Source organism: Planococcus chinensis (genome assembly GCF_020071995.1).
Taxonomy (GTDB): domain Bacteria; phylum Bacillota; class Bacilli; order Bacillales_A; family Planococcaceae; genus Planococcus; species Planococcus chinensis_A.
The window spans coordinates 387,447-406,476 of sequence record NZ_JABWTK010000002.1 but is presented as its reverse complement, the minus strand read 5'-3'; the positions used below and the strand labels follow the sequence as shown (position 1 = coordinate 406,476).

The 19,030-nt window shown below is 45.3% G+C and carries 16 protein-coding genes; 10 read left to right on the top strand and 6 right to left on the bottom strand.

Annotated features, from left to right (window positions below; translation table 11 throughout):
• Positions 1 to 20: 20 nt before the first annotated feature.
• The gene (locus HU147_RS05050) at positions 21 to 569 is read left to right on the top strand and encodes an HD domain-containing protein (protein ID WP_224075205.1); all 549 of its coding nucleotides are present in this window, start codon (positions 21 to 23) and stop codon (positions 567 to 569) included.
• Positions 570 to 603: 34 nt separating this feature from the next.
• On the opposite strand, the gene HU147_RS05045 is transcribed toward HU147_RS05050, so the two are convergent.
• Positions 604 to 1,623: a LysM peptidoglycan-binding domain-containing protein gene (locus HU147_RS05045; RefSeq protein ID WP_224075204.1), complete on the bottom strand. Its 1,020-nt coding sequence runs from the start codon at positions 1,621 to 1,623 to the stop codon at positions 604 to 606.
• 386 nt (positions 1,624 to 2,009) lie between these two features.
• On the opposite strand from HU147_RS05045, the gene HU147_RS05040 reads away from it, so the two are divergent.
• The 3 genes from HU147_RS05040 (at position 2,010) to HU147_RS05030 (ending at position 4,608) form a co-directional block, all read left to right on the top strand.
• Complete coding sequence (locus tag HU147_RS05040; RefSeq protein WP_224075203.1) at positions 2,010 to 2,477, top strand: Lrp/AsnC family transcriptional regulator; 468 nt, start codon at positions 2,010 to 2,012, stop codon at positions 2,475 to 2,477.
• Positions 2,478 to 2,655: 178 nt separating this feature from the next.
• The gene (locus tag HU147_RS05035; RefSeq protein ID WP_224075202.1) at positions 2,656 to 3,717 is read left to right on the top strand and encodes a M42 family metallopeptidase; all 1,062 of its coding nucleotides are present in this window, start codon (positions 2,656 to 2,658) and stop codon (positions 3,715 to 3,717) included.
• Positions 3,718 to 3,729: 12 nt separating this feature from the next.
• Positions 3,730 to 4,608, top strand: a complete 879-nt coding sequence (locus HU147_RS05030; RefSeq protein ID WP_224075201.1) for a DUF1028 domain-containing protein — start codon at positions 3,730 to 3,732, stop codon at positions 4,606 to 4,608.
• 212 nt (positions 4,609 to 4,820) lie between these two features.
• Here HU147_RS05030 and HU147_RS05025 read toward each other — a convergent pair whose 3' ends face one another.
• A complete protein-coding gene (locus HU147_RS05025) occupies positions 4,821 to 8,006 on the bottom strand; it encodes an efflux RND transporter permease subunit (protein WP_224075200.1) in 3,186 nt (1,061 codons plus the stop codon).
• Positions 8,007 to 8,019: 13 nt separating this feature from the next.
• Positions 8,020 to 8,838 carry a TetR/AcrR family transcriptional regulator gene (locus HU147_RS05020; RefSeq protein ID WP_224075199.1) on the bottom strand — a complete coding sequence of 273 codons (819 nt, stop codon included), beginning with the start codon at positions 8,836 to 8,838 and terminating at the stop codon, positions 8,020 to 8,022.
• Positions 8,839 to 9,035: 197 nt separating this feature from the next.
• On the opposite strand from HU147_RS05020, the gene HU147_RS05015 reads away from it, so the two are divergent.
• Positions 9,036 to 9,611, top strand: a complete 576-nt coding sequence (locus HU147_RS05015) for a GyrI-like domain-containing protein (RefSeq protein WP_224075198.1) — start codon at positions 9,036 to 9,038, stop codon at positions 9,609 to 9,611.
• Positions 9,612 to 9,695: 84 nt separating this feature from the next.
• Here the strand turns inward: HU147_RS05015 and HU147_RS05010 are convergent, their stop codons facing one another.
• The gene (locus HU147_RS05010; protein WP_224075197.1) at positions 9,696 to 10,205 is read right to left on the bottom strand and encodes a competence protein ComK; all 510 of its coding nucleotides are present in this window, start codon (positions 10,203 to 10,205) and stop codon (positions 9,696 to 9,698) included.
• Between the two features lie 199 nt (positions 10,206 to 10,404).
• Here HU147_RS05010 and HU147_RS05005 point away from each other — a divergent pair, with 199 nt between their 5' ends.
• Both HU147_RS05005 and HU147_RS05000 read left to right on the top strand, forming a co-directional pair.
• Positions 10,405 to 10,902 carry a sigma-70 family RNA polymerase sigma factor gene (locus tag HU147_RS05005; RefSeq protein ID WP_224075196.1) on the top strand — a complete coding sequence of 166 codons (498 nt, stop codon included), beginning with the start codon at positions 10,405 to 10,407 and terminating at the stop codon, positions 10,900 to 10,902.
• Between the two features lie 88 nt (positions 10,903 to 10,990).
• Positions 10,991 to 12,244 (top strand): ATP-binding protein, encoded by a 1,254-nt coding sequence (locus tag HU147_RS05000; RefSeq protein ID WP_224075302.1) that lies wholly within the window; start codon positions 10,991 to 10,993, stop codon positions 12,242 to 12,244.
• Positions 12,245 to 12,281: 37 nt separating this feature from the next.
• Here HU147_RS05000 and uvsE read toward each other — a convergent pair whose 3' ends face one another.
• Positions 12,282 to 13,154, bottom strand: coding sequence for a UV DNA damage repair endonuclease UvsE (uvsE, locus tag HU147_RS04995; RefSeq protein ID WP_224075195.1), 873 nt, complete (start codon positions 13,152 to 13,154; stop codon positions 12,282 to 12,284).
• Positions 13,155 to 13,300: 146 nt separating this feature from the next.
• Between uvsE and HU147_RS04990 the strand changes: the two genes are divergently transcribed.
• Positions 13,301 to 13,786: an SRPBCC family protein gene (locus HU147_RS04990; RefSeq protein WP_224075194.1), complete on the top strand. Its 486-nt coding sequence runs from the start codon at positions 13,301 to 13,303 to the stop codon at positions 13,784 to 13,786.
• Between the two features lie 669 nt (positions 13,787 to 14,455).
• Here the strand turns inward: HU147_RS04990 and HU147_RS04985 are convergent.
• Positions 14,456 to 15,214, bottom strand: a complete 759-nt coding sequence (locus HU147_RS04985) for an NRDE family protein (protein ID WP_224075193.1) — start codon at positions 15,212 to 15,214, stop codon at positions 14,456 to 14,458.
• Between the two features lie 272 nt (positions 15,215 to 15,486).
• Between HU147_RS04985 and HU147_RS04980 the strand changes: the two genes are divergently transcribed.
• Positions 15,487 to 17,166 (top strand): sensor domain-containing protein, encoded by a 1,680-nt coding sequence (locus tag HU147_RS04980; protein WP_224075192.1) that lies wholly within the window; start codon positions 15,487 to 15,489, stop codon positions 17,164 to 17,166.
• A 119-nt stretch (positions 17,167 to 17,285) separates the two neighbouring features.
• On the top strand, positions 17,286 to 18,998 hold the full coding sequence (locus tag HU147_RS04975) for a sigma-54-dependent transcriptional regulator (RefSeq protein WP_224075191.1): 1,713 nt from the start codon (positions 17,286 to 17,288) through the stop codon (positions 18,996 to 18,998).
• Positions 18,999 to 19,030 lie beyond the last annotated feature (32 nt).

The window sequence follows — 19,030 nt, the reverse complement described above, 5'->3', positions numbered from 1 at the left end:
AAAAATAAGGAGGAGAAAACGTGAAGAATATAGTCGAGTATGCAATTGGGTTTGCGGCATTGAAGCACGCGGGCCAAGTAAGAAAAGGGACAGACATTCCGTATATCAGCCACCCTTTCGCAGTAGGAATGATGCTGCAGCGTGCCGGAGAATCAGAAGAAGTGATTGCTGCCGGTCTCCTTCACGACACACTTGAAGATACGGCGGCTACAGAAGATGAAATAAGAGAAGGTTTTGGAGAGCGGGTACTGCTTTTAATACGGGCTGCTTCAGAACCGGATAAATCATTGCCTTGGGAAGAGCGCAAGCGCCATACGGTCTCGCAGCTGGCATCCCGTTCTCGGGAAGAGCTTGCTGTTATCATTGCCGATAAACTGCATAATCTGCGTTCCATTCGCTTGGATCTTGAAGAATTTGGTGATGAAGTGTGGAACCGTTTTAACAGGGGGAAGGAACAGCAAGGATGGTATTACCGGGAAATTGTGAACGCGCTGAAAAGCCGGCAAGAAGAATGGCCGATGGCACAAGAACTGAAAGAAGAAGTGGAAAGGGTTTTTGAAGGCAATTAAAAAAGAGTGAGGGAATATCCCTCACTCTTTTTGCTTATCTTGGGATTGTCAGCACTTGCCCAACCCGGATAATGTACGGACTTGGAATTTTATTGGCTGCTGCTATCTTAGCGACAGTAGAATTGTAGCGTTTTGCAATGCTGTAAAGCGTATCTCCCGATTTCACCGTGTATTTAATTGCGGCTGCAGGTGGGGGAGCGGCTTTTCCAGGAATCGTCAATACCTGCCCGACCCGGATGATGTACGGACTTGGGATTTTATTGGCAGCGGCAATCGCAGCTACAGTCGTATTGTACTTTTTCGCAATGCTGTAAAGTGTATCCCCGGCTTTGACGGTGTATTTCGCACCGCTTGCAGGCGGAGAAGACGCCGGCAATTTCAGCAATTGCGAAACGGTCACAAAAGTATAGCCTTTCGCTTTCAGCTTTGTAATCATGCCTTGAAGTGCCCCGGGCGTTCCGGAAGCTCCGGCCCCGGTATGCATCAAGACAATGGAGCCAGGCACGACGTTACCCAGCACTTTGTTGGTAATAGCGGTTGAAGAGACGCCTTTCCAGTCGAGCGTGTCAATATTCCACTGGATGGTATGCGTATAGCCGGCGTTGCCCACTGCGGCGAGCACTTTTGCATTGCTGGCCCCGAACGGTGCACGGAATATCGGTTTGGTGGATTTGCCGGTAATGCCTTTGATCGTGCTCTCCGTTTTATCAAGTTCGGATTTCATCTGGGCAGCAGTCAATTTAGTGAAGTCTGGATGAGAGTATGAATGGTTGCCGATTTGATGGCCTTGTGCGGTAATGTTCTTAATCGACTGTGGATGGTTTTTGGCACCGGAACCGGTCAGGAAGAATGTCGCTTTTACTTTGTTGGCGGATAAGGTTTGGAGAATTTTGTTGATGTTGGTCCCGTCCGATCCATCGTCAAACGTCAACGCAATCACTTTGCTGGTTGTAGCGCCTTTCGTGACATATTTGGAATTGGCTGCTTCAGTTTGCGGAGAAAAAGAAAACATGGAAAATAAAACGAGTAAAATGACAGCTGCAACTTTAAACATCTTGCTACTCACTAGACTCACCCCTTTTTCTTTACCCAGCATCAAAAACTAGGTATGTATACAGCTGGAAAATGTGAGAATTATTACCTATATATGTTACTTATATTAGAATATTTCGATATTTTATGATTCGATTATATCATATAAGCTTATAAATAAAGAGTTTTCTTTTAGGGAAATGATAAGAATATAAGGGGGGCATGAATGGAAAATTATATTTCCAAACGATTTACAATAAAATAGAATAGGGATAAGATTTCTAAAAAGCCCGAAAATCATTCGGGCTTTTTGAATGAAATGAAATTTCTGGAAACCTGTTTTGCTGTAAAAATTTATGCTATTCTGTTTTCAAAGATAAAACATGGAATTGGAGAGGAGTTGAGTAGATGGCGGAACATACGGACGGGCTCGATGAAATGGATTTAAAAATCTTATCATTTCTGCAGGATGATGGGCGGATGACCTTTAAGGAAATTGCTTCAAGGATTGGCGTAGCCGAAAGAACCATCCGCCTGCGTGTCTCTAATCTGCGGGAAAACGGCACCTTGTCGATTGTCGGTGTCGTCAGCCCGATGAAAATCGGCTTGAATGTTATTGCTGCCATCCAAATTGCCGCAGCCCCGGATCAATTGGAGCAATGCGCAAAGGAATTGGCCGAGCTGGATGAAGTGCGGTTCGTGGCGTTGATTACCGGAGAATACCAGATTTTATCGGAAGTTTGCGTGGAGTCAAACGAAGCGTTAAGCGACTTGGTCGAACAGAAATTAAAAAAAGTTGCGGGGATTGAGCGCATGAACGTTATTGTGGAACTAAAAGTGTTGAAAAATAAATTCAACTTTATTCGGGAGAATTGAAGAACTTGTACCTGCACATTTTTAATGTGCGGGTTTTTTGTATATTTAGAAAATTTGATTGATTGTATTTTTTTCTTTAGGTATAGTGAAGAGAGATAAAAAAAGTTAATGAACAACAATGTTTGTGACCTTTTAATCTAATTAATTCTATTCACGTTACTTTTAATGGAGGTATTTGATGAAAGACTTATTGAAAGAGTTAACGGAAATTGTTGGTCCATGCGGATTTGAAGAAGATGTAGCAAGATATATAGCTCAGCGCTTAAAAGGGAAAGTCGATTCAATCGAAGTGGACAATGCGGGGAACTTGATTGTCCGCAAACAGGGAAATCGGCCGGGGCCGGCAATTATTGTCGCAGCCCATATGGATGAAGTAGGATTTATTGTTAAAAAAGTTGAAGACAATGGCTTGATTCGATTTGAAAAACTGGGCGGGCACGACGACCGGATCCTCTTGTCGCAACGTGTCCAGATCCGGACTGAAACCGGGCTCCGGACAGGCGTCATCGGAACGATTTCTGCCCATATGGTGAAATTTGATGATGCAGCAAAAGTAAGGAATCACCGCAGTTTGTATATTGATGCAGGGGCAGCGAGCCGAGAGGAAGTAAAGGAGCTGGGCATCCGGATCGGTGACCCGATTGTCTGGTATCCGCATTTCGATGAACTGACAGAAACGCGCGTATCCGGAAAGAGCTTTGACGACCGGGTAGGCTGCGCCATTTTGGTGCAAGCACTGGAAGAATTGGATGCGGCTGATTTTGCTGGAGAGTTTATCGGAATTTTCACTGTTCAGGAAGAAGTGGGTTTACGAGGGGCGAGGGTCGGCAGCCATCAGCTTCATGCGGACGTCATGATTGCGCTGGATACAACTGCAGTCAGCGACACGCCGGAAGAAATGATGGATCAGACCTTGGCGCTTGGTGCGGGAGTCGGCATTAAAGTGCTCGATTTCAGCTTGATTGCCAATAAAAAAGTGCGGCAGCATTTGGTGAAGGTTGCGGAAAATGACGGATTGCCGTATCAATTGGAAGTATTCCCTGGAATCGGGACGGACGCAGGAGAATTCAGCCTGGCACATAACGGCATTCCGACTGGTGTCTTGTCGATACCGTCACGCAATGCGCATTCGTCGATTGAAGTGATCGACCTTGGAGATGTGGAAGCGACGAAGGAATTGTTAAAGGCCTTTATCAAGGAAATGAAACCATCTGAGGAATACCGGGTGAAGCTATTTTAAGGAGGGCTTATTATGGTGAGAGAATTGGTCGATAAAAATAAGCTGGTTGCGACGTTTTCGATCATTGGTGCAGACCCAAAGACCGGGGAAGTCGGTGTGGCTGTGCAGTCGAAATTTCTGGCAGTCGGGTCGGTCGTTCCTTGGGCCAAAGCGAATGTCGGAGCAGTAGCGACCCAGTCCTGGGCGAATACAGCGTATGGACCGGAGGGGCTGGCGCTTTTGGAGCAAGGATTGGCGCCGGAAGAAGTAATTGCAAAATTAGTGACAGACGACCCAGGGAGAAATTTGCGCCAAGTGGCAGTGATTAACTCACAAGGGGAAGCCAGTGCGTTCACTGGTGAAGAATGCTACGACTGGGCAGGCCATAAAGTCGGCAAACACCATTCCGCACAGGGCAATATTCTGGTCAGTGAAGAAACGGTTACGGCCATGAGCGAAACGTTTGAAAAGACGGAAGGTCTGCTTGCAGAGCGGCTGCTGAAAGCATTGGAAGCTGCCCAGCATGCAGGCGGGGACAGCCGGGGCAAGCAATCGGCGGCTCTATACGTATTACAGAAAGATGCGGGATATGGCGGCTATAATGACGTCAAAGTCGATCTTCGTGTCGATGACCATCCGGAGCCGATCGAGGAGCTGCAGCGTTTATACGAACTGCATAAATTATACGGCATGCCGTCCGAAGCGTTTATTGATATCGAAGGAACGGTATTCGAAGAAATCAAGCAGCAGCTTGTGAAGCTGGAGTTGCTTGATCACACAGATCAACCGGAATATGAAGGCGAAGTGCAGGAAGCATTGAAGACCTTCGCTTTGCGCGAGAACTTTGATGACCGCTGGACGGAAGAGCGCAAGATTGATGATAAGGTGCTGGAATTTTTACGGAAGCAATAAAAAGAGGGCCCGGACTGAAGATCAGCTTCAGTCCGGGCCCTCTTTTATCGGTAGAAGCGTATTGTTAAGACAATCGAGCGTATTTTAACCTTTATAGAGCGTATTTCATTCGCAACCGAGCATATTTTAACCATAACCGAGCGTATTCGCAAAAAGAGAAACTCTTTCAACAAAAAAACCGCTCCAGCCATATCGGCTGGAGCGGTTTCACATTAATTTACTTGTTTCTTACGGAATTTCGCTACCACTTCATAGACGATCGGCACAATTACCAATGTTAATAAAGTTGAGCTGGTCAATCCGCCGATTACCGTGATGCCGAGGCCTTTGGAAATCAATCCGCCGCCTTCTGCTCCGATTGCAAGCGGAATGAGCGCGCCGATTGTCGCTAGTGCCGTCATCAAGATCGGACGAAGACGGGTCGAACCTGCTTCAAGCAAGGCTTCACGAGTAGTAAATCCTTCTTTTTCTTTGTGAATGACGCGGTCAACCAGGACAATTGCGTTCGTCACCACAATACCGATCAGCATCAAGACACCGATCAATGCGTTGACGCTCAACGCTTCTCCTGAAATCCATAAGGCAACGAGTACACCGATTACTGTGAACGGCAAGGAGAACAGGATGGCGAATGGTGCCAGTGCGCCGCCGAATGTCACAACGAGCACGAAGTAGACGATGGCGATTGCCGCTAACATTGCCAGACCTAATTGAGTGAAGGATTCATTGATTTGTTCCGTAACGCCGCCGTGGTCAATGGAAACACCGCTCGGCAAGTCCAAATCCTCCACTTTCGCGTCGATATCCGCTGTGATTTCAGCGGCATCGTTGCCTATTACATCGGCTGTAAGGGATGCATACATCTGCCCATCGCGGCGGTCAATTGTATCCGGCGATTTGCCTTCTTCGACTGTCATCACATCACCGATGGCAACTGTTGTCCCCAGTGCTGTCGGAATCTGGACGCCCGTTACATCATCAATAGCTGCATAATCTTTTTGTCCAACTTCTACATAAACATTAATATCTTTATTCTCATGCTTAACTGTAGTCAGCACCGGTGCTTCACCTGTGCCGCTTAATGCCATGCCGATTTGTGCCGCTGTTAAGCCGGCTTGGCCCAGTTTTTCCTGATCGGCAACCAATGTGAATTGGTCGTATGCTTCAGTCAGGCTGGATTCGACTTTTTCAAGTCCATCGTTTTCTTCCATAAGCGGCTGAATCTGGTCAATGGCCGTTTGGATGTCTTCGATGCTGTCGCCGTATACGAAGGTTTCAATGCCGCTTGAACCAGTGGCAGAGAAGTCAAGCGCTGCCCATTCGCCTTTTTCGGTTTTGCCATTTAATTCTTCGATCAGCTTGTCGCCTTCATTGCTGAAGTTCTCAAATTCATCATCATATTCAATGAAGAACAACGCTGAGTTGCTGCCTCCGCCCATTGCGGACAATGGGCTGTCGCCGCCAAGCGAGTACTGGTAAGTGGTGACGCCGTCGCGGCCGTCAATCAACGATTCAGCGTCAAGTGCGATTTGTTCCACATTTTCAAGTGTTTGGCCAGGTTCCGGGCTGTATGTCGCCATGACCATTTTTTGTTCTTCTTCAGGAAGGAAAGAGACGCCGATGACCGGTACAAGGAATAAACTCGCTACCAATAAAACGACTGAACCGCCAAATGTGATAATTTTGTGATTCAACGTCCATTCCAGGATCCGGCGGTAACCGTTCGCCAGTTTTCCTGGCTTGTGTTCTTTTTGTTTTGATTTGGCTGCATCCAAATTTTGCAATTGCTTGCCATACATCGAGTGGGCCATCATCGGAACGATGGTTACCGCAACGAGCAGGGAAGCAGATAAGGCGAATACCACTGCAAGGGCGAATGGCAGGAACAATTCACCGATTTGTCCGTCGACAAGTGCCAGCGGCAAGAATACCGCAATCGTTACGATAGTAGAAGAGAAAATCGGGATGAACATTTCGCGTGTTGATTCCCGGATTAGTTCTTTGCCGCGCAATTTTTCGCCCGGCAACGCCATGCGGCGGTAAATATTTTCAATAACGACGATCGAGTCGTCAATGACGCGTCCAATCGCAACCGTCAATGCGCCAAGCGTCATGATGTTCAAAGTAATATCCATTTGGTTCAATAGGAAAATCGCCATAAGCAGCGACAACGGAATTGAAATGATGGAAATGATTGTTGTTTTAAAGCTGCGCAGGAAGATCAGAATGATCACAACGGCAAATAAAATACCGTAAAGCGCTTTGCTGAGCATCGTCTCAACCGATTGCTCAATCGGCTCTGCTTGGTCGAATGTTGTTGCAACCGTCAAACCGTAGTCTTTTTCAAGGTCAGCGGCAATGTCTTTAACGGCATTTGCCACTTCCACCGTATTGGCTTCAGGAGATTTGACGACCTGAATGCCGATCGATTCTTCTCCGTTTGTCCGGGAAATCGATTCAGCTTCACTTACGACTTCAATATCAGCCAGTTCGCTTAGTGCGATTGTCGGCACTTCCGTTACAGGAGGCAATGCTCCAGTAGCAGGAGTTGCGCCTTGGCCCATGTCAGGAGAAGCAGGAGGAGCTTGTCCTTGCGCGGTTTCAGCAGCAGCTGTTGGATCTTGACCGGCAGGAGGCATTCCAGCCCCTTGCTGCGGTACAGCCGGGATCTGCAAAGCTTTTAAATCGTCAACCGTTGTTACATTGCCATCAATGACAAGGTTTTTCAATTCGCCATTAAAGTCTGTTAAGCCAAGCGGGAATGACAAGTTGGATCCCTGGATCAATTGCTGGATCGTTTCGGGCGTCATGCCGTATTGGGCCATTTTTTCTTCATTGAAAGCCATTGTGACTTTTTGGACGCGTTGTCCAGAGATTTGCGCGTCTGATAATCCTTCGACGCCTTCAAGTTGAGGCAATACATTGTCTTCCACTGTAGTGGTCAGTTCTTCCAATGATTTTCCGGATTCACTGATGCTGAGCGTCAGGATTGGGAAAGCATCCAGGCTGAGGCGGGATACTTCCGGTTCACTGGCGCCTTCTGGAAGGGACAGTTCAGAAAGTGCACTTTCCACTTCCCGGGCTGCTTCGTCCATGTCCGTCTCAAATGTATATTGGACTTGGATTGTTGCTGCGTTTGCCAGTGAAGACGAAGTCACAAGTTCAACTCCGTTCATATTCTGGATCCGTTGTTCCATCGGAATCGTCAATTCTTCGACGATTTCGTCAGGTGCCGCTCCCGGATACGGAGCAATGACCGTTAACGCAGGCAAAGTAATGCTTGGAATCGATTCTTGCTTCATCGTCAATCCGGAATACAAACCTGCAATGACGACCATTAAGGTTAAAATCCAGATCGCGAATTTATTGTTCAGGGAAAAATCAATAATTTTTTTCAAGTCGGATGCTCCTTTATAAGAATTTCTTTAACTGAAGAAGTTCTTTTTCTATTTGTGGTTCTTGTGATAAATACAGCCATAAGGCTTCAATCAGGAATTGCTGTGGTTCTTTTTTTGCAGTTTCTTCTTTTAAAAGTTGCAAGCTGGACAGCAGTTTTTCTTTGTTTGGTGCAGACATCCGGATTTTTTCTTCGGTTTTTAAGAAACTTTCTTCAAGCGGGCTGAGCGTGGAAGGAATGTCAGTCAGGACAGGAGCCATCTGATCAAGAGCGCCGACAATGGCGTCTAGGCTTGACGCAATAAAGCCAGCCAGTTTTTCGGCATCCACTTCCCGGTTCAGGAAAATCAAATTGATGAAGTATTCACGTTTGATGCCTTCCAAAATTGTAGCAAGATCGTAAATAAAGGGCTGGACTTTCTCGCCGTATGCTTCAAGCAAATTATTTTTATGTACCGACAGTTGAGATGACCGCAATTCATAAAACAATTTCTCCAAGTTTTCATTGCTGTCTTTTGGAAAGTCTTTGAATACCATTAGAAAGAATTCCTTATTGGTTACAGTGCGTTCAATTTCGAGTACCAGCTTTTTTACGAAAACCTGTTTTTTCGTCAAGCCTTCTTTCGAATCGGGAGAAGCAAGCTCGGCATTCAACTCATCGTGGAAGCGTACCAGGATATCCATAAAGAGATTTTCTTTAGAATCAAAATGCTTATAGAATGCTCCTTTTGAAATGCCGGAGGCTTGAGCGATTTCCTGTACCGAAGTTTGATGAAACCCTTTTAAAGAAAAAAAATGAACCGCTTGATTCATCAGTTCCTCTCTTTTGTCCAAAAAATCCCTCCTTGTAACCGGTGGGTCATTAAAAGTGACCGGTTGGTCAGTACTTTCAGAATATAGTTTTCGGCAGAGGACTGTCAATTTATCCCGCTCCATATTATTTGTCAATATTGTGGCGGACATTTGGGGATTAACTGAACTGGAACTGCATTCTTGAATCAATAGGATGCAGCAGGGATTTTTCCTTTTGCATGGAATACATTAGGGAAGAAGACGTTTATCTGCAGGAGAAGGGATGGGGAAGAATGGCGTATGATTTCATCAGCGAACCTACTGTTGAATTGCGGACAGAACAGCCTTATGTAGCAATTCCAATCCAAGTGACACTGAAGGACTGGGCACAGACGACAATTTTGCTCCCGGAAATATACGATTGGTTGAATAAAAAAGGCATTGAACCTGTTGGAGAACCGTTTTACCGCTATTGGTGCATCGGAAGCGACGACACCGATTTCAGCTTGGAAGTGGGTGTTCCGGTCGAACGGATGGTGACAGGAGATGAGCGGATAATTTCCAGTTTTGTTCCGGGAGGTTCTTATGCAATTGCTGTCCATCATGGCCATCCGGATCAGTTGGAAACTTCGCTCAAGCAATTGGAAGAGTGGACAAAAAAAGAAGAGCTGGATATTGATAAACGCTGGGAAGCGGATGATGAAATATGGAACGGACGTTTTGAGTATTATTTGACCGATCCTGAACTTGAGCCGGATTTGCATAAATGGCAAATCGAAATTGCTTTTTTATTGATGCAGGATGATGCTGCCTAATAAGAAAGACACCTCCCTCTGAATTGGATGCGCGGGCCAATTCACAGCGAGGTGTCTTTTTATTGAGAAGGCATTATCCTTGGATTATGTATTGTGCCTATCCCGTATCTTCATATAGTAGTAAAGCATTTCATACATGCGTGACCGTTGTTTTTCCATTGTGTGGATGGAGACTTCCAGTTCAACAGAAATGTCATGCTGTTCGTAGACAATTCGGGTCCGGGTAGGAGACAGAAACTCTGTCCGGTAATCATGATTGAAGATCCATACGCATTCCGGATGGGTCGGCGATTTTATAGGAAATGCTGCTACGCCGTCTGTTGAAATAAGGATGGGCGTTTTTTTATGCTGCTTCAAGTTGTGGCGGTTTGCTTTTACCCGGCCGTCATAAGTAGAAGCATAAAGCATGCAGGCATGATCAAGCAGTTGCAGGGCGGGGAGGCGCGAATAGAACTCTCCGTGCTTTGTGACCACTTTTGTTTTGCGCTCTGTTTCAAATGACGACATTAAAAATAAGGTGGATCGGTTAATAAAATTCTCTTCGTATTTCCCCAACAAAAACTCCCCTTTCAGTGTACTAGAAAATAATACCACTCGGTATGTGATGAATCAACATAATTTTCTGAAAAAAAGGATGATTTTTTACATTTATCTATAACAAACGTAACGGATTATCTTTTTATAAGAATGAGACAATGAATCTATTGGCATGTACGGCAATTGGCTTAACAGCCGCTCTTTTAATATGCTGTCGTTACCCGGGAATAACAGGAACGTTCAGAAGGAAAAAGAAGTGAAGAATTTCGAAGAAGCTTTGGTACAATACTCGCCCATGATTTCAGCCATTATCCGTAAACTGCATATCTACCGGGATTATGATGCCTTTCGGCAAGTCGGTAAAATAGCGCTTTGGCAGGCATGCCAGCGGTTTGATGAATCAAAAGGAAATTTCACGCCATTTGCTTTTCGCAGCATTCATGGCGCTATGCTTGACGAACTAAAAAAAGAAGCCCGATTTTCCAGCCGTTTTGCGGTAACCGAAAACGAAGCATTTGAATGGATCAGCGATGACCGTGTTGAAGATGAATTGCCGGTATGGTTGGATGCCCAAATGTTTTCGGAATCGGAATATGCTTTGCTCGATGATTTGTTTGTAAAAGGGAAAAGCCTCAGTGAATTGGCTGCGGCTTCTGGCCTTTCGCTGGCAGGGATGAAAAAGCGCCGGGAACGGGTATTGAAAAAAGTAAAAGCAAATATGGCAAGCGGCGCACTTAAGCAGAATAGGCATTAAATCAGTATAGGGAGTGGTGCAGAGCGTTTTATGGCGGTATAATGAACTTCTTATAACTTGAAAGAAGGGAGGAGACCCCGTGTTTCAAATGATGACCGGGATGATCAACAATATCTTTTTTATCATCTTTCCGATTGTTTTGTATCAAATGTTCGCACCGGCAGGCAAACGGAACTTTTTTGTCAGCCACCGTGTAACATTGACGGCGTTGTTCTCCGTTTCGATCCTTCTTTGCATGTTTTTTCCGTATCAGATTTTGACCGATGACTATATATTCGATCTTCGGCAAGTACCGATGATTGTCGGAGCCCTTTATGGCGGCCCTATAGTGAGCGCTGTATTATTCTTGGTCTCGGCTATAGGCCGTGCAGCAATAGGCGGAGACGGCATGAATATCGCCATATTGAATCAATTGCTTATTGCAGGCGGCGTGCCGTTGCTGCGCCCTTACTATATGCGCATCAACCGTGCAGGGAAAGTAGGGCTTGTCTTTTTTATCACTTTTTTGTCGTTTTTCTTTAACTTAATGGCCGGTTATTTGTTGTTTGGTGACCCCATTCATGATCTGATTAATATTTGGCTATTGCTGATGCTGAACCAAGGAGCTATTATCGCGCTCGCAGCATTATTGATCGAACACATTTTGCGCCAGGAATATATGCTGAATTCGTTAATGAAGCATGAAAAACTCGAAACCGTCAGCCATTTTGCGGCTTCCGTTTCCCATGAACTCAGAAATCCGCTTCAAAGTGTGAAGGGGTTTCTGCAGTTGATGCAGGAGCACGAATACAGCCGGGAAAAGCAACTGGAATTCCAAGGGACGATGCTTGAGGAAATAGAAGCAGCAGACCAATTAATCAATGATTACCTTGTTTTTGCTAAACCTGTCCAAAAGCAGTTGGAAGTTTTAAAGGTGAAAGCCGAAGTGGAGCAGGTCCTGAAAGTTATGAAACCTTATGCGCATTGGGGAAAGGTGGAAATTCGTATGGCCGAATTTCATGGAAGTGCCAGGATCCTGGCTGACAAGCAAAAACTTCATCAGGCATTGATCAATATTATCCGCAATGGCATTGAAGCGATGCCGGATGGAGGAACTTTGGATATCGCCATTAAAGAAAGGAAAAACGAAGTTTCGATTAAAGTGAACGATGCTGGAAATGGTATGACAAAAGAAGAAATCCAGCGCCTCGGCGAACCGTACTTTTCAACAAAAACAAAAGGCACCGGCCTTGGCATGATGGTAACCTACAGTATCATCCGCCAAATGGGCGGGGATATTCAGGTCAGTTCGGAAAAAGGAAAAGGCACTTCGTTCACGCTGACTTTTCCAGTAGTCCGGTAAATAATAAAACGGCTGCCCAAAAGGCAGCCGTTTTGTCTTATTTCTGGGCCAACTGTTTTACAAACGGCAGGACCGCCTGTTCTTTCAGTTTTGCTTCGAACATAATATCTGCATCCGTATCGCCGAGCAGCAAAAGGAGTTCGTTAAAGTCGGTTTCCGACACCAAGTCGTGATGCCGCAAGTCGGTAAACCCTTCCTTGCCCGTGCTGATATGGATTTTGGGTATGCCGAAGCCTTCCCAAGTCGCTAAAATCTCGGCAAAGTCTACCGGTTTTCCATCATTGTTGCAATTATGGTGATGAATATCAAAGCAGACCGGAACGCCGCACATTTTGCTGACATCAAGTACGTCGCGGACAGTAAAGGTTTTATCGTCATTTTCAAGCCGCAGCCGCCGTTTGATGCTATTGGAGAGATTCAGGTAATTTTCTGCAAAGCGGGCTTTTGCGCTTTCCTTGTCACCGTATGCTCCGCCGGTGTGCAGGATCAAGTCGTTTCCGCCGAGCAACTGGACCAGCCGGTCGTGGTATTCCAGATCTTCAATGGATTTTTTAACCACTTCCGGTTTTGGTGAATTGAGGACCGTGTATTGCCCTGGATGCATTGAAACGCGCATTTGTGAAGCATCTACCAATAAGCGGATTTGTTCTGCAATGGCCAGGAAGTCCGGGTCTTCCCACCAAATCCAGTCGTTGACGGGGTGGGTCGATAATGGAATCATCGAACTTGAAGCCCGATAGAAAAAGATATCGTTCTCTATATTCCACTGAATTATCTCCAAGGTAGTCTGCATATTCTTTAAGGATAATTCTTTAATTTTCGCAATTCCTTCCGCTTCAACCGTAGCGAGCCGCAATGTCCTGAAAACAGTTTTCAGCTCGGTATTCATGCATGCATAGCCTAGTCTCATGTTCTTCAACTCCTTAAGGAGTCTATACCCCTTTTGAGGAAGGGTTAGCGGTAGATTTCCATAAAAATTGCAGGAAGTTTTAAATAAGATAAGCGCTGGGCAGCTGATGTATAATGAAAAAAATAAGTACTTAAGGAGGGATTGCTTTGAGAGCGGAAGTTGTTAAGGCGGAATCAGGCTACAAAGCGACATTTGTACGCAAGTTTGCACAAAGCACAGACGAGGTTTGGGCAATGCTGACAGAAAACCCGAAACTTCAGCAATGGTTTTCGGAATTGACGATTGAGGACCTTCGAAAAGGCGGCAATATCAAGTTTGATATGGGCAATGGCGAGTTTGAGAATATGGCCATCCTGGATTACGAAGAAGGCCATAAGCTCGCGTTTGAATGGGGAGAAGACCAGGTTCGTTTTGAACTGTCGCCTGACGGTGCCGGGACACGGCTTGAACTGGTGGAAACCATCAGCAAGGTTGTTCCGCACACAGCAAAAGACTTGGCCGGCTGGCATGTCTGCCTGGATGCTATCGAAGCTCTTCTTGAAGGAAAAGAAATTGCCCGCGAAGAAGAATGGAACAAGGAATACCCGGAATACCAGCGCTTGCTGGAAAGCATGACGGTTTCCTTCGAGTAGTACTGGAAATGCTTCATCAGCTGATGGAAACCATAGATAAAAGCAAGTTGTCCAGCTCTTAACAGGCAATCTTATAATTGAAAGTTCAAGCCATTCGCAAAGCGAATGGCTTGAACTTATGGACAAAAGAATTTTAATGCTTAAAAGATGAATTAACATTCAACCGGACATAGCGGATCCTCCGGTACAGCCGGACGCGTTCCGCGGGCTCGCGCCAAACTAACTCGGAACTGACGTCCCGAGTGGATTTCGGCACTTCGCTGTCCCGCTGGAGCAGCGTAGCGACATTGACCGAAGCTTGAGAGGGCAGGCATTTGCGACGAAGCTAGCGAAGCGATGCAGGAGCACAATGTTTGCCCTCTCCACTTTCCGCTTCATTTGGCTCACTCTTTTAATAAAGAATTGTTTTCATTAGAAAGAGTGGATGAGTATACATGCTATTTATTCACAGTTCACTATCGATATGGAGCAAACCAGCGGAGACGCCTGCGGAAAAGCGAGACAGCCGAGACCCCGCAAGGCGCGCAGCGGCTGAGGAGGCTTGGCGGATCGCCCGCGGCAAGCGCAGCTGGGGTGCGGAATATCGGAGATATTCTAAGAGAAATTTTTTCTATATCTTTCTCAACAAGCTCGAAAGCCATTCGCAAAGCGAATGGCTTTTTCAAATCTCTATTCGATATCAAACTCAAACACATTCTGCTCTTTGAACTCCCCTTTTTCGTATACCCTTTCTGCAAACGTCACATGGTTGTCGTGGTCAATGAGGACGACAGTCGCTGAACGGGTTCCATATTCGGGTGATCTAATGAACATCGAAGACAGCATCCGTTCGAATTCAAGACCCACGCCAGTTTTAGGCAATGCTGAATCAGGGGCCTGTTCGTTGTCTGCCAGAAAGCGGAACAAATCATCCGGATCGACTTCGTCCCGTTCTGATAAATACCGTTCCAGATAATTTTTGCCTTTAATGACTTTTGGCCACGGAGTATCCAGCAGGTGGTTGCTGAGTCCGTGAAGGCCGGGTTCAACTTCGGACAAATGGTTTTCGATATTATTGTAATAAAACAAATGATCGGGATCTCCGGCAATGATATTAAATCCTGTATAGTCTTCAGGATTTAAAGATTTCAGAAACTGTTCGGGTTCCAAGGAGGTCGATAAAAAATCCCGGACAATGGCGCCGCGCGAGATTTTATTGGCTTCCGGCATGGATGGGTCGCGGAAATTTGTTAAAGCCGCAATTCGGCCGTTTCTAGCCACGCCGAGCCAAGTTCCCATTTGCATCAGATCACGCCCTGCCAGTATGCCGGGTTCGTCTTCCCAGAACTGGGCGGGTGCGGTAGGGCGTTCGTAAAATTCATCCCGATTGGCTGCTATAACCAATTTGTATCTCGGATGGTCCTTGTATTGGAAATTAATCAAGCACATGAATGCCACCTCTTTTTGATTTCATTATATAGAAGGCAAGCAAGCCTTAACAGGAAGAAAACTTTGAATGAGAAAGGCATTTAACAGTTTTCTTTAAAAATTACATTAATATATCATTTAATTCACAAAAAATTTTCCTTTTAAAAGGAAAAAAAGTGTATATTATTTACTATGACAATTATTTAATGAAAACAATAAGTGAAAACATTGCAGAGAAAAAACTAATCATAGGCGGACACTGATTTTCAATCGAACCACAGGAGGCAGTTAGTATGAATGCAGATTTTGAGGCTATTCCTTTTGCCCAAATATTAATGGATGGCATACAAGAAATGGTGTTTGTTGTAAAAATAGATAAAAAGGCCTCTATCACTTATGAATTCATCAGTAAAACAGCGATGGAAAATACAGGGCTGAATGAAGGTGCACTGGGCAAAACTTTGCATGAGGTGCATAGTGAGGAAAAAGCGGCTCATTTAGAAGCGCTTTATGCGAAAGCTTTGGCGACCCAGGAAGCTGTCTGGTTTAAAGATGATTATTATACAATTAGCGGGGAACGGCGCTGGTCTTCTACGCGAATGGCCGCTATTGTAAATGAAGCAAAGGAATTTACGTATGTTGTCAGTGTCGTAAAAGACATTACAAAAGAAAAATCGGAAGAAGCTGAAAAAAATAAAGCTTGGAAACAACTCGAAGAAGGTATTTCGAGATACCGTTCCCTTTTTGAAAACAATGGTGATGCAATTTTTACCATTGACACGGAAGGTCGAATCCGAACGGGGAATCTTGCAGTTGAAAATATAAGCGGCTACAAGCTGAGCGATTTGATAGGGCAGGAATTAGCCCATTATCTGGCTGTTGATAACCAGGCTCAGGTGCATGATTATTTGGAGCAGGCACAGAACGATAGGCCGCAAGACTTCCGCATTCAATTGCTTCATATTTCGGGCAAGCAGATCGGCTGTTTGATGAAAATGATTGCCATTAAGATCAATGGCCAAATTACAGGCTATTATGCAATCTTGAAAGACATGACCGAATTGGATAAATTGGCAAGTAAGTATGCAGATAGTGAAGAGCGCTTTCGCATTATTGCTGAAAATGCCCATGATGTTATTGTACTGCTCAATGAAGTGGGCGAAAGTTTATATGTCTCTCCTTCCTGTAAAACGGTCTATGGCATCGACCCGGATGAAGCGATGACAATGCCGCCTTTTTCTTTTATACATCCAAATGACTTGGCGCAGCTGGATGCGGAATTTGAACAGTCCATCTTAACCGGACAAGCCTGCAAAGTACGATTGCGAGTCCTTCATCAAACGAAAGGCTGGATCTGGTCGGAATTGCATGGTACTCCCGTTTTTGATGAGCACCATCAGTTTATCCATAAAGTACTCATTTTGCGCGACGTTACACAGCAAAGGCAGCGGGAAACTGAACTTGCATATTTTGCCTATCATGATTCTTTAACAGGGCTGCCTAACCGGCGAATGCTTTCAGAGCGCCTAACGGCCGAAATGGAGGCGGGAACCCGATTTGCTCTTATAGTTCTGGATATGGATGATTTTAAAGAAATTAATGACGAGTGGGGCCATGAAACCGGAGATGCGGTTATTCTGGAATTCAGTAAACGATTGACAGGTGCTATCGGCAAATCGGATATTGCTGCACGTCTGGGGGGAGATGAGTTCGTGGTCCTGCTTTTTGAAGCTGATAATGAAGAAAAAGTGCGAATGGCTGCTGATAAAATCCATCAAGCCCTGGAAAGGCCGTGGTCTATTAAAGACATAAAGTTAAAGGTGACAGCAAGTATGGGCGCTGCACTGGCTCCGCTTGAAGGAGCCGACGCCTCCCATCTTTTTAAAAATGCAGACCGCGCGCTATATGAAGTGAAAAAAACCGGAAAAAATTATCTTAAAATCAATGGGCCGGCTATGAAAACACCAAGGTGAAAAGCAGATTGAACCGAAATCCATTCGTATGCCTTTAGAGGGATTTGCTTTTTTTGTTAAGTGTCTTCGATGATTGCTATAATAGCAACAGAGAGCTGCAGATGAGGAGGACTGTCGATATGAGAAAAATCAACATAGGCTTTATCTCGCCATACGATGCGATGGTTCCGGTGATAGAGGAACTGAAGAATGGACAGCATGATTTAATGATTCATGCCGTGACCGGGAACCTGGAAAAAGGGGTAGCCTTGGCAAGAGAACTGGAACAGCAAGGAATGGATATGCTGATCAGCAGGGGTGGAACGGCGAAATTAATACGGGATGCCGTGACGCTGCCAGTCATTGATGTCCAGATATCCGGCTACGATTTGCTGCGGTCCATTATGCTCGCCAGCGGCCATCGGGGGGAGAAAAAGGCACTCGTCGGTTTTGCGAATATCACAATAGGAGCTGCTTCCATAGTCAGCTTGCTTGAAATCGATTTAAAGGTAGTAACTTTAACAGAAGCTTCAGATGTAGAGCCTGTATTAAACGGTTTGAAGGCTGAAGGATACACCCGGATTCTTGGAGATGTCATAACGGTCAACGCGGCTCAACAGCTTGGGTTGAACGGCCTTTTAATCCAGTCAGGGCGTGAGTCGATTCTCCAATCGCTTGAAGAAGCCCGGCGGCTATACAAAACCCAACAGAAAACCCAACAGTTACTGCGGATATTCGAGTATTTACTGACTGAACGGGAACAGGATTTCTTTATTGCGGAAGAGGACGGAAAAGTTTTATATGAAAACTGGAGTTCGTTTGAACGTCTGCCGTTAGCTCCGAATGAAATCAATTCCCTGCTCCAGCAAGTAAAAGCTTCGGATTCACCGGTTTTGAAGATTTTCACTGAAGTGGAACTACCCTTCAGCATCCGAGGGACTTCATGGCAAGATCAAAAATCCACTCTTTTTGCTTTCTTTTTCAAGCAATTGTCTATTTCCGTCCATGAATTGGGTGGGGGATTGGCCGAGAAAATTCACCAGCTCCCTTCACTGGCCGCAGAAAGTGCCGCTATGAAAAACATAAGGCAATTGCTTGAAGAGCCGCTTCTGGCAACAACGCCTATTATTCTGGAAGGATTACCGGGGAGCGGAAAGGAAACATTGGCCCGTTATGTCCATGCTTACCACCAGAAAAAAGGCTATTTTGCTGTTTTGCCGATCGAAGACTTGAAAAACTCGTTTAGTGAGCTGCATGCTTTGAATGTGTCCACTTTATTATTGACGGTTGCCAAGTCACCAAGCAGCACTGCTGTTCGGGAGATAAAAGAACAACTAGATGTTCTGGCTGCCCAGAATATCCAAGTGATTTTGGCTGCAGAAGAAATCCAGCCGAAGCTGATTGATTCCCTGAATATGCAGGAAGCGGTTCGGATTGTCCTTCCAAATTTAACGGATCGGCAAGGCGATTTCGAATTGATGGTCCACCAATTTCTAACAGAATTTCATCAGTCACTGGGTACCCTGCCAATCAAAATACGCGATGATGCAATGCAGGAATTGAAAAAGAATCATTGGAATGGCAATGCCAATGAGCTGAAAGCCTACATAAAAAAGCTGGCTTTGGCAGAAAAAGAATATGTCATCGAAAAAAGTACGGTGCTAAAAAATCCGTCACCTGTTCAAACTCAGCAGAAATCCAAAGAGTTGTTCTTTGAAAACTCACTTACACTGAAAGAAATGGAACGGAAAATAATCGAGCAGGTTTTACAGGAAGAAGGTTTCAATCAAACAAAAACGGCTAAACGCCTGGGCATAAACCGGGCTACTTTATGGCGCAAACTCAAAGAATGAGTTTGTGCTATTATTTTATGATGAAGTGTTGC

Coding starts and splice junctions, on each gene's coding strand:
- HU147_RS05045 (WP_224075204.1), bottom strand. CDS start 1,623: ATGTTTAAAGTTGCAGCTGTCATTTTACTCGTTTTATTTTCCATGTTT.
- HU147_RS05040 (WP_224075203.1), top strand. CDS start 2,010: ATGGCGGAACATACGGACGGGCTCGATGAAATGGATTTAAAAATCTTA.
- HU147_RS05035 (WP_224075202.1), top strand. CDS start 2,656: ATGAAAGACTTATTGAAAGAGTTAACGGAAATTGTTGGTCCATGCGGA.
- HU147_RS05030 (WP_224075201.1), top strand. CDS start 3,730: ATGGTGAGAGAATTGGTCGATAAAAATAAGCTGGTTGCGACGTTTTCG.
- HU147_RS05015 (WP_224075198.1), top strand. CDS start 9,036: ATGGAATACATTAGGGAAGAAGACGTTTATCTGCAGGAGAAGGGATGG.
- HU147_RS05000 (WP_224075302.1), top strand. CDS start 10,991: ATGATGACCGGGATGATCAACAATATCTTTTTTATCATCTTTCCGATT.
- uvsE (WP_224075195.1), bottom strand. CDS start 13,154: ATGAGACTAGGCTATGCATGCATGAATACCGAGCTGAAAACTGTTTTC.
- HU147_RS04985 (WP_224075193.1), bottom strand. CDS start 15,214: ATGTGCTTGATTAATTTCCAATACAAGGACCATCCGAGATACAAATTG.
- HU147_RS04980 (WP_224075192.1), top strand. CDS start 15,487: ATGAATGCAGATTTTGAGGCTATTCCTTTTGCCCAAATATTAATGGAT.
- HU147_RS04975 (WP_224075191.1), top strand. CDS start 17,286: ATGAGAAAAATCAACATAGGCTTTATCTCGCCATACGATGCGATGGTT.